Here is a 16160-nt window from a genome sequence, read left to right as displayed (position 1 = left end):
CACGGGTCGGGGGCTTCGATCATGAGACATCCGGTTGTCGGCTTCACGCTTGCCTTGGGGCTCTTCCTGACGCTGTTGTCGTCGACACTCGGTGCGGAGAACGCGGGCCTCGGCTCGTTGAATCCGTCGCTGATGTCGGCGGAGGGTCTGGAAGCGAAGATCGCCCGGGCCGATGCGAGCACCGATCTGGACGCCGAGATCAAGACCAAGATCGTTGCACGCTATCGCGAAGCCCTGAACAACCTCAAGGAGGCGGATGTCAACAGGGACCGTGCCGCGGCCTTCGAGGAGGTCGCGCAGGCGGCACCGGAGGAGACGCGGCGCATCCGCGAGCGAATCCCGGAGGACGGTGCGGCCGATCCGGCACAGGGGCTCGGTGTCGGTCCGCAGACACCGCGCAGCGAGATCGCGTTGCGTCTGCGTAAGGCGCAAGCCGACCTCGCCGCGGCGGAGGCTCGGCGCGCCGATTTCGATCGCCAGCGCGTCTTCCATGAGAACCGCCCGACCATGATCCGCCAGCGTCTGACGGCGGCGCAGGAGCAGCAGGACGGGATCGCCGCCGCGCTGCGGGTGGAGCTCGGCGGTGGCGAGCACGCATCTTCGACCTCGAGCTCAGGCTCTTCGCTCATGCAGGCTCGGTGGTGGGCTCTGGAGACCCGCTATGTCGCCTTGAGCACCGAGATTCGGGCATTCGAGCAAGAGCTCATCAGTCAGCCGATGCGGTTGGAGCTGCTCGCGGCCAGGCGCGACGAGGAGGCCGCGAGCGTTGGGCGTCTGCGCGCGCAGGTCGAGGCGCTGAAGGCGCTGCTCAACGACAAGCACGAGAGCGAGGCGGCGTTCGCCAAGGCCGAGGCCATGCGGATGCTGGAGTTGACCAAGGGGGCCGATCCGCTGCTGAGTCAGCTCGCGCGCGAGAATGCCGAGCTGACGGAGCAGCTCTCGACCATCGCCGGACGCCTCGACGGACATGACGAGGACGAGGCGCAGGCGCTGCGGTCGGCCGAGCGGATCCAGGCCAATTTCGAGCGCGTGCGGGCGGCTCGGGAGGTCAGCGGGCTGACCGAAGGCATTGGCCCGCTCTTGCTCGAGCACCGTGCGGACCTTCCCGATTTCGAGGTCCATACCCGCAATCTACGCGCGCTTGAGCAGCAGATCGCCGCGGTCAACGTCAGCCGGCTGCAGCACCTCGACGAGGCGACCCGCCTCGCTGATCCGAACCGCACCCTCGCCGAGCTTGCCGCCAAGCTCTCGGCCGACTCGGAACGGCAGGATCTCGACACCCTGCGTACCTTGATCGTGGGGCGCCAGGTGTTGCTCGCCAAGCAACTGGAGGCCGAGGGCGTGCAGCTCGAGGCTCTACAGAGGCTCAAGGCCGCCGAGAGTCGGATGCTGGAGGTCGCGCGTGCTTACGATTACTTTCTCGAAGAGCACTTGTTTTGGCTCGGTACGGGGGCCAAGACCCGTCCGGCCGACTTGGCGAATCTTCAACCCGAGCTCGGGCGTCTGTTGTCGCCCCCGGTCTGGTCGGAGTTTGGCCGCAGCCTCGCAGGGCGGCTCGCGACCTCGCCCCTGTCTTGGCTCGCGGCGTTGGCGTCGGGCCTGCTGCTCTGGAAGCGCCGCGCCTTGATCGCGGCGATCGAGCGCGCCTCGGTCCGAACGCAGCAGCCGGGTCTCGGAGACACGCGGCAGACACTGCGTGCGCTGATGCTCACCCTGTTCCTTGCGGCACCTCTGCCCCTGCTGTTCGGCGCGGCCGGCTGGGCCCTTCAGAACGCCGCGCAGGGTACGGAGGTGTCCGAGACGGCCGGGGTTCAACTGGTCCGCATCGCGGTCGTGCTCTTTGTCCTGCTGCTGTTGCGCGGGATCTGTCTGCCGCGCGGTCTGGCGATCGGGCATTTCCGGTGGCCGCAGGCCGGTGCGCAGCGGCTTAGGTCGGAGATCGGCTGGCTGATTTGGGTCCTGGTTCCGGCGATGCTGATCCTCGGCAAGGCGATCAGCATCAACCCGGATGCCGCTGTCGGACTCGTCGCGCGGCTCACCGCACTGGTTTCCGTCGCGGCGATCGCCCTGTTCTTTTTCCGATTGTTTCACCCCGGGAGCGGTCTTATGACGGCGTCGCGGCAACGTCCGGGATCCGGTCTGTTGGCCCGTGCCTATCCGATCTGGTATCCCACGCTGGTGGCCGTGCCTTTGGTGATCCTGGTTCTGGTCTTGGAAGGTTACGCCTATTCGGCGCTCGTCCTTTGGGATGCTTATCTGCTCACCTTGGGATTGAGCATTGCCTTGCTCTTGCTCCATGCGCTGGCGTCGAGCTGGCTGATGCACGCTCGCGGCCGCTTGGCTCGCCGGGTTGCGCTCGAGCGCCGAGCGGCCGCCGTCGCGGAGTACGAGGCCACGGACGGCGGGGAGCTTGGCGCCGCGCCGTCCGACGATGCGAACATCGATCTCGCGGCGGCAAGCGCCGCCGGCCGACAGCTCCTGGGGATGGCGATCGTCGTCTTCGCCCTGATCGGTCTGTACGCCATCTGGTCGCCGGTCTTTCCTGCGCTGGGTATCCTCGACGAGGTGACCCTCTGGCATACCACCGGGATCTTGGAGGGGGAGGAGACGGCGCTGCCCGTCACCCTGGCCGATCTCGGGCTCGCCCTGCTTTACCTGGTTGCGATCGGTGTGCTCGCCAAGCGGTTGCCGACGATGCTCGAGATCATCCTGAGCGAGCGCCTGCACATGACCTCGAGCAGCCGCTACACGGTCACGACCTTGACGACCTACGTCATCGTCGCCCTGGGTATCGTGCTGGCGCTCAACACCGTGGGCGCTCAGTGGTCCCAGCTCCAGTGGCTGGTGGCGGCCATGGGGCTGGGTATCGGGTTCGGCCTGCAGGAGATCGTCGCGAACTTCGTCAGCGGTCTGATCATCCTGTTCGAGCGTCCGGTGCGGGTGGGCGACGTCATCACCGTGGACGGGACCGACGGCGTGGTGACCAAGATCCGCATCCGTGCCACGACGATCCGCGGTTACGATCGCAAGGAGCTGCTGGTCCCGAACAAGGAGCTGATCACCGGCCGGCTGCTCAACTGGTCCCTGTCCGACCCGGTGACACGGATCATGATCCTCGTCGGGGTGGCCTACGACGCCGATGTGGACCTGGCCCATGCCCTGATGCGGGAGGCGGCGCAGGAGAATCCGCGCGTGCTCGCCAACCCCAAGCCTGCGATGAACCTCGAAGGGTTCGGCGACAATGCCCTGACCCTATCGCTGCGTGCCTATATCGAGGATATCGAGCATCGGGTCGCCATCACCTCGGAGCTCAACATGGCGATCAACCGCAAATTCAGAGCCGCGGGCATCGTCATCGCCTACCCGCAGCGCGATCTACACCTGGATACGCGCAGACCCTTGCGGGTCAGGCTCGAAGAGGCGGATCGACTGGAATCCCGCGACGCGGACGGTGAGGGACCGGCTGGATCTTGACGGGTTGGCGTCGGGGCGTGAAGTGGAGCGGGTGGAGGTGTCGAGGCGGGCGAGCCCGTCTCAATGCGTCTCCAATTTGCCGAGCTCGCCGAGGACCTCCAACACCAGTTGTCGGGTCTGCATATCCATCCCGCGACAGAGCTGGTCCGGGTTGCGCTCCCCGTTGATCAGCGGGCGCACAACACCGGCCAGCCGGGCCATACTGCCCCCGACCTTGCTCATCTGATCGGCCATGTTGCCGATCAGCACCAGCGCTTGGGGATCGGTGCGCGCGGCGTGGATCATGTGTGCAAGGCCCGGTGCGGCGAGGGTCGGATCCTGAGCCTGGCTTGGATCCGGTAGACTGGTCGGGTCCTGGAGGCCCCGCAGGACGGATTCCGCGATGACCCCGTCTTCTTCGTCGAGGCCGTTCAGGAGCGCAGGCGAGCGCTGCCCCTTGGCGATGCGTCGCAAGACGGCGACCAGCGCGCTCCAACCCTGTTGCTCGGCCCCTGCAAGCAGGGCCTCGAGCTCGGCCCGACCCTCCGGGCGTTGGGTCAAGGCGACTACCTGGCGGATGAAGGTCGCATGGACCAGGCGGATCTGCTCGCGGCGCTCCGGGAGGCTGGACACTGGAGAATCTCCTACTTATTTTTGAACCGTTTCCTATTATCGATGCGGGCTCTTCTCGAAGAGTCCGCACGTACCGTTCGCACCCCGACATCGCACCCTCATGGAGAGCTCATCGATGCAGATCGAAGTCACAGGCATTCTCGGTTTGATTCACCTGGTCCTGACGATCTACGCGATCGTCAAGATCGTCGGCAGCTCGGCCGGTACCGGCTCGAAGGTGTTGTGGATCGTTCTTGTCCTCTTGCTGCCGGTCGTGGGCCTGATCCTCTGGCTCCTGTTCGGTCCGAGCTGAGCTTAAACCGCGTCCAGAGCGAGATGCTCACTTTCGAGTGAACTCGACGTTTGATGCATTCATGGCCCTTAGCGGGGACGCGGTTTAAGATTTTATATTTTCTAATATTCTAAACCGCGCCGACTCCAACGGTCGTTAAGTCTGCCGGGGCCGATCCCATCCAAAGACATTGCATAGCGCGCCGGGCGCGGTTTAGAGGATCGGCCCCAGCATGGCGATGCTGTTGTTCAGGAGTCGCCGTCCCGGTCCCCAGGCCGCGACCGTCTCGGCGTCGACGGGGCGGGATCGGGCGATATAGCTGTCCTGGCGCTCGCGCATGGTTGCCGTGAGTACCGGATCGTAGAGGAGGATATTGTTCTCGAAGTTGAGCTCGAAGCTGCGCCGATCCATGTTGGCCGATCCGATCAGGGTCACCGCCCCGTCCAGCGTCAATGACTTGGTGTGCAGGAGCCCGCCTTCGAACTCGTAGATCCGCACCCCTGCGGCGAGCAAATCGGCGTAATAGCTCCGGCTGGTCGCGCCTACGACGAACGAATCGTTGCGGGCCGGAAAGACGATGCTCGTCCTCACGCCCCGATAGGCCGCCCCGCAGAGTGCGCTCTGCATGGCTTCATCGGGGACATAGTAAGGTGTAGAGATCACCAGCTCCTCGCGTGCGCTGTAGATCAAGGACGCGAACAGCTCGGGCATCGCCGAGGCGCGCACCGTCGGTCCGGTCCCGATGACCTGTGCCGCAAATCCCTCGCCCCCCGCCTGCACGGGACGGCGCAGCAGTGCATCGATGCCGTCGTCCACATGCGCCAGCCAGTCGCTCGCGAACAGGATCTGATTCTGGCGTGCGATGGGTCCCTCGAAGCGCATCATGGCGTCGACCCAGGGGGCATATTTGGCCTTGATGCGGAACTCGGGATCGGCGCAGTTCTGGCTGCCGCAATAGGTGATGCTGTCGTCGATCACCAGGATCTTGCGGTGGTTGCGCAGATCGATGCGTCCCCCGAGCGGGCGCAGCAAGGGATTGACGATCGGCAGCGCGCGCGCCAGGTGCACGCCCGCGTCGGCCATCCGCTTCCAATGGATCGAACGGATCAGCCGACGCGAGCCCAGATCGTCCGCCATGGCGCGACAGGTGACGCCGCGCTGGGCCGCACGCTCCAAGGCCGCGACCATCGACAACCCGTTGTTGTCGGGCAGCCAGATATAGAAGTTCAGGTGGACGTGATCGGTTGCGGCGTCGATGTCCGCGACCATGGCGTCGATCGCGGCGTTGGAGTCTGCCATCAGGGTCGCCCGGTTTCCGCCGACCGGGGCAAAGCCGCTGATGGATGCCCCGAGTCGAAAGAGGTGGCGATAGGTGTCCGGGATCTCGGGCGCCGCGAGCTGGCGATCGAAATCCTTGGCAAACTCGGGAACCTGCGAAAAGATGCGGCGCATGCGTTCGCCGCGATGTCGCCCGAGATTGACCTCTCCGAGCAGGAGGTAAGCGACCGCCCCGACCACCGGAACCGCCAGGATGACCACCACCCAGGCGATCCGGGATGCTGGCTGCCGATTCGGCCGCAGCAGCACACGCACGACCAGTCCGACTTGGATGAACAGATGCAGGAACAGGATGATCATGGGGTCGGCCTTGTCGGAGGACTCGGGCGTCGGGATTTTACCAAGGTGCAGGGTACGCGAAGAGCGCCCCGGGGCTCCAGCCTGAAAAGCCCGTCGCGATGCCCCGGTGGCTGCAAAGCCGCGCCGTCGGCGAGCGTGCGCATCCCCTCAGCTCGGCCGCTCGCGAAACAGAGGGCGGGCATCGATCCTGCCGTCGATCAGGGTGATCATGCGCTGATAGGCGGTACTCTGCGCATCGCCGAAGTCGGCTTTGAAGTTTCGCTCGGCCAGCCCCTCGGGTAGGCCATCGATCGGCGGCATGAAATCGTCCTCGCTCATACCGCGACGGGCGAACATCCGCAGCGCGCGGGCGTCCGTCGGATTGCCCGTGGCGAGTTGGGCAAAACGGATGCCCGCGCGATTGGCGGCGAGATCCGCGAAGCTGTAGCCGCTGCCGCGCTCGGCATCGGTGGCCTCCTTGAGTAGACCCGCCAGATTGGACAGCATCCCGCCGCCCTTCGCTGCCAGGGCGGCCGACGTCATGAAATGCTGCGCGAGATCGCGGCGTCCCTGCAGCAGTACCGCATGTTGACGAGGTCGGTTAGCCGGCGTGCTCGTGACGCCTCGGTCGAGGAGGCCCTTGCCGTTCACGTAGGCGGCGAGCACCAGGATGACGGCGCGATTGCGCGCGATCGGGTCGGCATCGGGCTGCGTGGCCGGGGTCATGGCAGGGTCTAGGGTCAGCAGGTGCGAGAGCAGATCGGCGAGCTCGATCGGCCGACGGGCCGGTCGGGTCTCGATGTAGGCGGCCAGGGCCGTCTGGTATCCGAGCATGCGATCGAGCTCGATCCGCGGGACCAGACCGCTGCCGATATCCTCCAGGATGCCCTCTCGCCAGGCATAGCTGACCTGGATGCGGTCGGCCTCCAAACGCACCTGCTCCACGACATCCGCGTGATCGAGTGCCGTGACGAAGCGCCCGACGAGCGACTGAAACAGCCCGCCCGGGAGCGGGAGACCGGCAAGACGCGCGTTTTCCACGCGCGGCAGAGGCGCGTCTTCCACCAAGGTCAGCTCGAGGTTGACGAAGCTGTGCTGCGGATCCCAGGGCAGTGCGAGGGAGGCCGAAAGGCGCGCGCGACCGCTCTGCAGCGCAACCTGCGCACGCCCTTCGCCGAGGAGGTCGACCAGATAGTTTGCGAGCAGATTGGCTTCTGTCTGCGAGAGCGTCAACGTGGCCTGCTCGCCCTCGCGCATACCCCGTGGCCGATTGGCGGCGAGCCAGCCTCGGGCCCAGGTCCGCTGAGCCTCGGTCAGGGTCGTATCTTGGGGTACGCGCGGAGCGCGATCGAAGACCAAGACGGCGCCGAGACCGATTGTCGCGATCAGGAGCAGGCCGATGCTCCAGCGGAAGAGTCCGATCATCCGAGGGTCGACTCGAGCGAACCGGGCCGGATCGCGGCGGAGGTGCCGTCGAAGCTCGCGCTCCAGAGCCCGATTCCCATGATCAGGAAGGCCACGGCCAGGATGGCACAGGCAAGGGCGGCGATCAGGGTCGCGATCTCGGCGCCTTGGCCGTGTCGGTGCTTGAAGCCCCAAAATGCGCCTGCGGCGGTGATCAGAAAACCGAATTCGCCGATGAAAAGTCGGGTGAGCAAGGGCATCCCCTGCGCCGCCTGCGTGTCTACCCCTTCGCCCGGGGTGCCTCCCGGACTTCCGCCCAGCGCAAGCACGAGCGCGAGGACCAGGCCGAGACCTGCCGCGGCCCAGGTGAAAGGGAATCGTTTGCTCATGCGCGTCCTCGCCTCTGCGTCTTCCAAGACGCCTATTGTGCATGATCCGGAGCGCAGGTGGGCTTTTCGCCTCCGGCGGGGCATGCCCTGTCGTCGTGTCGGTTTGGATTGAACCATTGCTGCGCACCGCCATCTTATGTTGCAGTGCACAAAAAACGGCTCGGATGTCCGGTGCCGGTCGCGAAGATCGGCCGGGAGGCCCTGCCGGGTCGGTGCGTCGAGAATCCGGAGAGCCTTGCCATGAATATCATCAGTATCGAGCGTGCCCGCAGCCGAGCCTCGCCCCGCGGCGAGGCCGTGCGTCTGAAGGACGGTACCTTTTGTCGAATTCGCCCGATCGAGGGAGACGATCCGGCGATCGTGACGGCCTGTTTCGAGGGGCTTTCCGATGCGTCGCGCCGATTGCGGTTTTTCGGGGCGAAGCGCGTATTGACCGAAGCGGATCTGGCGTATTTGACAGGTGCAGACGGGCGCGATCATCTCGCCTTCGCGGCGCTCCGGCGGACGGTGTCGGGGGAAACGGAGGTTCTCGGCGTGGCTCGGTGCATCCGTTCCACGTCCGGATCGGAGCCCGTATCCGAAACAGCGGAGCTGGCGATGGCCGTTGTGGATCGGGCCCAAGGCAACGGGGTGGGGAGCGCTCTGCTGGAGCATTTGATCGTCGAGGCGCGGGAGCAGGGGATTCGCCGTTTTCGCTGCGAGGTCCTCGCGGACAACGAAGGCATGCGCGCTCTGGCCAAACGGCTCGGGGGCCATGCGGTTTGGTTGGACGACGGCACGCTCGAGTATGACTGCGGTCTTCCCGAGGCCGTGCCGATCCACGGGGATTCGGAGCTGTCCCGGTCCCGGGAGCCGGGTGCCCTGTCCACCCCGGAACACCTTCCCCGGCGGAGCGCGCGTCCGTTGCCCGAGGCATGGGTCAGCTCATGGGAACGCGCGGCCAATGTCTCGATCGCCTTTTTCGAGACCATGGCCCTGGCCTGGTACGATCATGTCGTACCGAGTCGAATTCAGAGCCGATACCCATGACGCACATCCGCTCGTTCGAAGGCAAGCATCCGATGATCGATCCGACCGCTTGGATCGACGAGACCGCCGTCGTGATCGGCGAGGTGACACTCGGCGCGGGTGCGTCCGTCTGGCCCGGATGCGTGATCCGCGGGGACATCCATCGCATCGAGATCGGCGCACGGACCAACATTCAGGATGGGAGCGTTCTGCATGTCTCGCACGACAGCCGCTTCATGCCCGGAGGGGCGCCGCTGATCGTTCACGAGGATGTCACCGTCGGTCACCAGGTCGTCCTGCACGGATGCGAGATCCGGCATCACTGTCTGATCGGAATCGGTGCGCGGGTGCTCGATCGTGCCGTGCTCGAGCCCTTCACGTTGCTCGGTGCAGGGTCCTTGGTGACGCCGGGTCAGGTCCTGGAGGGCGGCTGGCTGTGGCTCGGCGCACCGGCGCGGAGGGTGCGGGTGCTGACCGATCGGGAGCGCGAGTATCTGGAGTATGTGGCGGAGAACTATGTGCGGCTGGTTGCCCGGTATCGGGCGGGATCGACTGGCGCATCGACAACCGGCCGGCCGACCTAAGCGCGCTTCGGATTCCGTGCTCTTTCGGCTAGCCGGGGTGTGTGCGACCCATCCGACCTCGGGACACGGCATCTCGGATGTCGCTTTCGCGCGATCCACCTGCAACTACAACCACCAAGCCGGCGTTCCGCCCGGCCAGCCGGGCGCAGCCGGTGAGGGTGCGCCGCTGTGTTTCAGGAGCCCTGCATCCGCGACCGGGACGAAGGGGCCGGCGGCTGGACGCCTGCGGCCGGCGGCTCGGCAACCGAGGCTTCGGTTCCCGCCGGCGGCACGCGATTCACATCCACCGCCACCCGTAGCTCGTGGGTTCCCCCGCCGTAGAAGATCCCGCGCAGCGGCGTGACATCCTGAAAGTCGCGACCGACGGCGGTGGTGATGTGCTGCTCGCCGGGGATCCGATCGTTGGTGGGGTCGAAATCGATCCAGCCCAGGTTGGGAATGAGCACCGAGAACCAGGCATGCGAGGCGTCGGCGCCTTGGAGCTTGACCTGGCCCGGCGGCGGGAGTGTTTCCAGATAGCCGCTGACATAGCGGGTGGCGAGTCCGAGTCCGCGCAGCCCGGCGATCGCGACGTGCGCGAAATCCTGACAGACGCCTTTGCGCTGCTCCATCACCTCGGCGAGCGGGGTGGAAATGGTCGTGGAGGTCGGGTCGTAGACGAAGTCGCGGTAGATGCGCCCCATCAGCTCGATCGTTGCCTCCAGGATCGGGCGCCCCGGCAGAAAGGATTCGGCGGCATAGGCGCGGGCATCCGGATCCGGCGGGACGAGCGGCGAGGGGAGGGTGAAGATCCGCAGGTTGGTCATGGGTTCGTCGTAGCGATCATGGAGACGATCGACGATCCGTTCCCAAGGCTGCGTCGCCTCGGGCTTCGGCAAGGTCGGGGCGGTCACCTCCACCTCGCTCTGGGCGCGCACTTCGAGTGCATCGTGGGCCTGCTGGATCGAAAAATAGCTCACCCGGTTGCCGAAGAAATCCTCGTGCTCGCGATGAACGGCCGGCCAGGGATCGACCCGGATCTGACTGGACAGACAGCGCTGGCGCGCCGTCTGTGGCGGCTTCAGATGCGCGATGCTGTGGCACAGCGACACCGGCTCGGCGTACTCGTAGCGGGTGACGTGATTGATCCGGAATCTCATGAGGCGCCCCGCGCCGCGGCTCGGCGCAGCAGGCTGTGGGGCTGCTCTTCGTGTCTGAAATACTGGGCCGTGATGGCGTCCGAGATGGCGGCGCTTTGCCGATCGAGCTCGGCCAGCATGGCGGCCAGCGCGGCGCGGCGTGCGCCTGCCTTGTCCGGCTGGACCAGGCTGTCGATCTCGGCCAAGCGAATACCCGTAAGCCCCTTCAGGACGTGCTTTTCCACAGCCGTGCGACCGACGGCCATGTCGCCTCGAGGCAACTCGGAGACCAAGCGCTCGAGCTGCATGAGCTGATAGGCGAGGGCGCGTGGGTTGCCCTCGTCCTGAAAGACCAGGTCCAGAAGTGCGCCGATCCGGGTGCCGGCGCGATACCGGCGGCGATAGGTGATGAGGCTGTCGGTCACGCCGAGAACCGCCTCGATGACCATGTTCTCGTCCGGCTCGCCGGCGATCGGCACCAGCATCGAGCGCAAGAGGCTCGCGGTGGAGGCGGCGCGCTCGAGACGACGTCCGATCTCGAGGAAATGCCAGCCTTCGTTGTGGGTCATGTTCTCCTGGGTGAGAGCGGAGAAGGCCACCAACGAGGTGATCAAAGGGTCCAGCTCGTCGAGGGCGAGCGAGAGCTGCCCCGGCGGTTCGTGAGTGAGGTTGCCGAGATGGGCCTCGATGTCGCTCACGATGCGCCAAGTGTCGGCGGAGAGACGGTCGCGGACCGAGTAGGCGGCCTGCCCCAGGGCCTGGAGCGTCTGCGGGAGACCACCTAGGCGTGCGGGGTCGGAGATGAGCGAAAGCATCTCGGGCACTGGGTTGCGCAAACGCTCTGCAGCGCCGGTACCGATGAAGCCGGGAAACGACTGGGTCTGGTTGGTCAGTGCCTCCAGGAGCGAGCGCAGACAGCAGGAGTCGCCCGTCGAGGCGGCATAATCGCTGCGCTCTGAGAGCTTGAAGATGGTGATCCGCAGCAGTCGAACCAGGCCCTCGGCACGCTCGGCATAGCGACCGATCCAGAACAGATTGTCGGCGACCCGGCTGGAGACCTCGCTCTCCTGCGTCACCGCGGGCGTGTGCATCTCGGTCGTGACCAGCAGGCTTTCCTGGCGCTCCGGCTCCGAGGCGACGACCCAGACGTCCTTGGCCAACCCGCCGAGCTGGTTGGAGTTGAGCGCGGTATCGCTGGTCGGGGTGACCCGCCCGAGTCCGCCGGGCATGACTGCGTAGCCGTCCTCCTCGGCGGTCAAGAAGGTCCGCAGGACGCTGGGCCTGGGTTCGAGGTGCCGGCCGATGAGTGCGGGCGCGGTCGACGGATTCACACGTTCCTGCGCGATGTAGCTGTCGGGGTGTTCCCGGATGGCTTGGAGCAGCACCGCGCGGGCAGGCGCATCCATGGTGTCGGGGACGAGACAACGCTGACCGTGACGCTTGTTCAGGGGTTTGACGACGAGCTCATCGAGACGGTCCAAGACCTGAGCCAGCGACGCCGGATCGCCGCACCACCAGGTCGGGATATCCGGGATCTGCAGCTCCTCGCCCAGCAGCTCTCGGCACAGGCTCGGCAGAAAGGCGGGCAGTGCCGGGTGCTCGAGGATGCCGCTTCCCAACGCGTTGGCGACCACCAGGTTGCCGGCCCGCACCGCTTGGACCAAACCCGGCACGCCGAGGAACGAGTCTTCGCGCAGCTCCAACGGGTCGCACCAACCGTCGTCGACGCGACGCAGGACGGCATCGATGCGCTCGAGCCGACCCAGTGTCCGCAGCCAGAGTGCCCCGTCGCGCACGGAGAGATCCCCGCCTTGTACGAGCGTGAAGCCGAGATAGTTGGCCAGATAGGCGTGCTCGAAATAGGCCTCGCTCTCCGGCCCCGGCGTGAGGACGACCACACGCGAATGCTCTGCCCGTCGGGGAGCGAGGCGTGTCAAGGTGCGCCGGATCGAGCGGAAAAATCCGGCGAGGCGATGCACATGCGAGTCGCGGAACATGCTGGGCAGCACGCGCGACAAGACCACCCGATTCTCCAGCGCATAGCCGAAGCCGAGCGGGCTCTGGGTGCGGTCGCCGATGATCCGCCAGTGTCCGTCCGACGTGCGTGTCAGATCGGCTGCGTACTGGACCAAGGGGCGATGCCCTGCGACCTCCACACCGTGACAGGGGAGCAGAAATTCGGCGCTGGCGTCGAACAGCTCGGCCGGCAAGAGACCGCTGCGGATCAGCTTGCGCGGCCCGTAAAGGTCGAGCAAGACCTGATTGAGCAGGTCGGCACGCTGCATCAGCCCACGCTCGAGCTCGGCCCATTCCTCGCTGCGAATGAGCAGCGGCAGCAGATCCAGCTCCCAGGGGCGCGACATGCCCCGCGGCTCGGCGTTGAGGTTGTAGGTGACGCCGTTGTCGCGGACCATGCGGGTGGCCTCGCGCCAACGCGCCTCGATTCCGCTCGGCCCGAGCGTGCGCAAGGCATCGAGAACGTACTGCCAGTGGGGGCGTACCTCGCCCTCGGCCGTGCGCATCTCGTCGTAGCGCTCGGGTAGGGGCGTATAGGCATCGACCAAACCCGACTGCTCGAGTAAGGGTGCCAGGTCGGGGACAGACATGGGCCTGGGCTCTTTCCGTGACATTGGGTCTGGATTAGACACGTCATGCCCGGGTGTCGCAAGGTGCGATTAGACCGTCATACGAGGGGGAGGCGAGGCTCGGTGGGTGCTTCGGGCGGGGGTTCCGAGACTTGGAGCAGGCAGCGCTCGTAGTGGGACGCCGTCAGCGGCGGCGCGAAAAGGTCGCCCTGCGCCTCTGGACAGCCGATGTTGAGCAGGATGAAGCGCTGGCGGTCGTCGCGCACCCCGTCTGCCGTGACGTCGATGTCCAATGCTTGGGCCATGGCGATCAGGGCCTGGACGACAGCCAGATCGTCCGGCGAGTCCGGCATGGCGTCCACGAAGCTGCGATGAATCGTGAGCCTGCGGATCGGAAGCCGACGCAGAACCGGCGGCGCAAGCCAGCTCGTGCCGACCTCGCTTACGGTCACGCCCACACCGAGTCGGTGCAGTCCGTCGAGGACCTCGCGGGCCTGCTCCGGGTGCTTGAACAGGAGCGACTCGGCGAAGCTCAGCTCAAGGCGGGCGGCGTCGATTCCGTTGGCGTGGAGCAGCCGCGCGAGCGACGGTACCAGATCGAAACGCGTCAGCTGGGTCTCGGAGATGCTCACGGCAAGGATCCCGATCGGCATGCCTCCGAGACTCCAGTCCCGCAACTGACTGCATGCCTCGGCGAGGATCCACTGACCCATATCGATCATCATGCCGGCGGATTCGATCAGGGGCAGGAGCCGTTCGTGCGCGACCAGTCCCAGCTCCGGCTGATGCCAGCGCACCCGGACCTCGGCACCGGGCCAACGCCCCGTCTCCAAATGGACGCGCGGCTGGAAAAGCAGCTCGAATTCGCCTTTTTCGAGCCCGCCTCGCAGCATCTCGGTCAGGCGCTGACGCGCTGTCGATGTGCCGCCCGGCGGTTCGGAATAGATCCGGAAACCGTCGCGTCCGCCTTGCTTGACATTGCCGAGCGCCGTTGCGGCATGCGCGATCATGACCTCGGTGTCGTTGCTCGCACAGGCTTCCAAGGCGATCCCCATGCTCATGGTGACGAAGACTTGATGTCCGCGCACCGTCATCGGGGCCCGCAGGGCCGAGCGCAGGCGTCGCGCGATCTCCTGTGCCTCCGTGGGGGTTTGGATCCCCTCGAAGAGAAGCCCGAACTGGTTCCCGCTCAGTCGCGCCAGGGTGTCGGCGGGACGAATGGTCTCGCGCAGGCGCAGCCCGACCGTACGCAGGAGCTCGTCGCCGATCGGGTGGCCGAGACTCGCGTTGATGTTCGCGAAACGATCGAGGTCGAGCAAGAAGAGCGCAACCGGGGTGCGATTGCGACGTGCCGGGTCCATCGCATAGGCCAGGCGCGAGTCGAACAACAGGCGGTTGGGTAGTTTGGTCAAGGGGTCGTAGTGGGCAAGATACTCGACGTGCTTGGGCCCGTTGGCGGAGACGGGGCGCTCGGCGAAGACACCGACGAAATTGGTGACCTTGCCGCGGCCATCGAGGATGCGGCGGATATGGAGTTTCTGCAGGTAGATCTCCCCGTCCTTGCGGCGGTTCCAGATCTCGCCCTCCCAAACGCCTTGCTTGATCAGCCGGCGCCACATACGAGTGAAAAAGCTCTTGGTGTGCCAATGGGAGTTGAGCAGGCTCGGCTTGCGCCCGAGGACCTCGGCCTCCGCATAGCCAGTAATCCGGCTGAATGCCGCGTTGACGGCAACGATCCGCCCGTCGGCGTCGGTCATCAGGACGCCGTCCGAGGTTGCGGCATAGACGACCGCGGATTGCAGCAGACGCCGCTCGGAGTCCCGCACGCTGGTCACGTCGCGGATGTTGACGACGATACCCGTCACCTCGTCCCGGTCGTCGCGATGGGGAAAGAGTCTGACCTCGGACTCGCGTACCTGACCGTCGGGGTCGCTCTCGCGGATGTCGTCGACGGCCGGGTGTCCCCCGTCGAGACAGCGCCCGAGGTTGCGATACACGAGCTCGCTGAGCGGACCCTGACCCTCGACCTCCTGCAAAGGACGCCCGACGGCATTCTCCGGCGTTCGTTGGATCGCCGTCAGGAAGGCCGCGTTTGCGGCAAGCAGGCAGCCGCCGCGGTCGAGGAAAGCGATGCGATCGGGGGAGGCGGAGACGATGTCGTAGTAGCGTGCCAGAGCTTCCTCGGCGGCACGGCGTTGCGTGATGTCCAGCACGACGCCGGAGAGCTTGGATGCGCCGTCCGAGCCCGCGGGCTCGAGGCGGCCGGCGCTTTCCGCCCAGCGCAGCGTCCCGTCGGGCCGGATGATGCGATGGCGAAAGCGGAAGGGGACGGCGGCCTCGATGGCCTGACGCACGACGGCTCTTGCCAGGTCGCGGTCGTCGGGATGGATCTGCAGCAGCACCGCATCCAGGGTGACGTCCGTGTCGGGCTCGAAGCCCCAGATGTCGTACCAGGTGCGCGAGGCCAGGGTGCGGCCGGTCGCAACGTCGATCTCCCAGTTGGCGACTCCCGCGAAGGCCTGCGCCTCGTCTCCGGGGCGCTCCGACTGAAACGGGGTGCCCGCGACGGTGCGCTGCTCGATGACGATGCCCACCACGTGCGCAGCAGGCGTCTCGCCCGGAGCGAGGCGCGAGAAGTGCATGAGGGTACTGACGGGGAGACCTGCTCGGGTCCGCAGACGCACGGTTCGGGTTGTCTCGGCCTCGCCCGTGGCCAGAAAGTCGCCGACTCGGGATGCGTCCCCCTCTTCGAGCAGATCTGCGAATGCGAGATTCGTCGGCAAGCCTTGGGGGTAGTCCAAGACGGCCGAGAAGACTCGGGTTGCTGCCACGACGCGTTGGTCGGCGTCGAGCACGACGGCGCCGCAGGGCAGTGCATCGAGCAGTCTACCCAGATCGACGGCGCATTGCGGCGCGGAGTCGACACGCGTGGGGTGCTCCTCGGGCTGTTGAAATCTATGCATGCGCGGCGACGTTTCGAATTGCGATGGCGGCTATCAGGCAATTATAAGCGCGAAGATAAGTAGGGTTATCGTAACTATTCACCTTCTCGGACCGCTCGTCGGTGGCTTATGCTCGCGCGGCTTTCGGGTAAGGCT

Annotated in this window: 11 protein-coding genes; 4 read left to right on the top strand and 7 right to left on the bottom strand. The window is 66.1% G+C overall.

The features are described 5' to 3' along the window. Positions 1-21: 21 nt before the first annotated feature. Positions 22-3474, top strand: coding sequence for a mechanosensitive ion channel domain-containing protein (locus BLV04_RS03585; RefSeq protein ID WP_175534479.1), 3453 nt, complete (start codon positions 22-24; stop codon positions 3472-3474). A 60-nt stretch (positions 3475-3534) separates the two neighbouring features. Here the strand turns inward: BLV04_RS03585 and BLV04_RS03580 are convergent, their stop codons facing one another. Next, entirely contained in the window at positions 3535-4086 is a 552-nt protein-coding gene (locus BLV04_RS03580) for a hypothetical protein (RefSeq protein ID WP_371828626.1), read from the bottom strand. Positions 4087-4201: 115 nt separating this feature from the next. Here BLV04_RS03580 and BLV04_RS03575 point away from each other — a divergent pair, with 115 nt between their 5' ends. Then, positions 4202-4378, top strand: a complete 177-nt coding sequence (locus tag BLV04_RS03575; protein ID WP_093028434.1) for a PLDc N-terminal domain-containing protein — start codon at positions 4202-4204, stop codon at positions 4376-4378. Positions 4379-4570: 192 nt separating this feature from the next. Here the strand turns inward: BLV04_RS03575 and cls are convergent, their stop codons facing one another. The 3 genes from cls to BLV04_RS03560 all read right to left on the bottom strand — a co-directional run bounded on the left by cls (position 4571) and on the right by BLV04_RS03560 (position 7767). Then, positions 4571-5995 (bottom strand): cardiolipin synthase, encoded by a 1425-nt coding sequence (gene cls, locus BLV04_RS03570; protein WP_093028221.1) that lies wholly within the window; start codon positions 5993-5995, stop codon positions 4571-4573. A gap of 147 nt (positions 5996-6142) precedes the next feature. Next, on the bottom strand, positions 6143-7399 hold the full coding sequence (locus tag BLV04_RS03565) for a YfiM family lipoprotein (RefSeq protein ID WP_093028219.1): 1257 nt from the start codon (positions 7397-7399) through the stop codon (positions 6143-6145). Continuing rightward, a complete protein-coding gene (locus tag BLV04_RS03560) occupies positions 7396-7767 on the bottom strand; it encodes a hypothetical protein (RefSeq protein WP_093028217.1) in 372 nt (123 codons plus the stop codon). Before BLV04_RS03560 ends, BLV04_RS03565 begins: the two co-directional genes overlap by 4 nt. A gap of 240 nt (positions 7768-8007) precedes the next feature. Here BLV04_RS03560 and BLV04_RS03555 point away from each other — a divergent pair, with 240 nt between their 5' ends. Further along, positions 8008-8796, top strand: a complete 789-nt coding sequence (locus BLV04_RS03555) for a GNAT family N-acetyltransferase (RefSeq protein ID WP_139191854.1) — start codon at positions 8008-8010, stop codon at positions 8794-8796. Further along, the gene (locus tag BLV04_RS03550; protein ID WP_175534478.1) at positions 8793-9359 is read left to right on the top strand and encodes a gamma carbonic anhydrase family protein; all 567 of its coding nucleotides are present in this window, start codon (positions 8793-8795) and stop codon (positions 9357-9359) included. Before BLV04_RS03555 ends, BLV04_RS03550 begins: the two co-directional genes overlap by 4 nt. A gap of 173 nt (positions 9360-9532) precedes the next feature. On the opposite strand, the gene BLV04_RS03545 is transcribed toward BLV04_RS03550, so the two are convergent. The 3 genes from BLV04_RS03545 to BLV04_RS03535 all read right to left on the bottom strand — a co-directional run bounded on the left by BLV04_RS03545 (position 9533) and on the right by BLV04_RS03535 (position 16025). Then, a complete protein-coding gene (locus BLV04_RS03545; protein WP_245731692.1) occupies positions 9533-10498 on the bottom strand; it encodes a transglutaminase family protein in 966 nt (321 codons plus the stop codon). After that, a complete protein-coding gene (locus BLV04_RS03540; RefSeq protein ID WP_093028213.1) occupies positions 10495-13083 on the bottom strand; it encodes a circularly permuted type 2 ATP-grasp protein in 2589 nt (862 codons plus the stop codon). The genes BLV04_RS03545 and BLV04_RS03540 overlap by 4 nt, the downstream gene beginning before the upstream one ends. Positions 13084-13160: 77 nt before the next feature. Beyond that, entirely contained in the window at positions 13161-16025 is a 2865-nt protein-coding gene (locus tag BLV04_RS03535; protein WP_093028211.1) for a sensor domain-containing protein, read from the bottom strand. Positions 16026-16160 lie beyond the last annotated feature (135 nt).

Source organism: Thiocapsa roseopersicina (genome assembly GCF_900106925.1).
GTDB classification, from domain to species: domain Bacteria; phylum Pseudomonadota; class Gammaproteobacteria; order Chromatiales; family Chromatiaceae; genus Thiocapsa; species Thiocapsa roseopersicina.
Note: the sequence above shows the minus strand (reverse complement) of the source record. Positions and strands in the feature narration are given on the sequence as shown.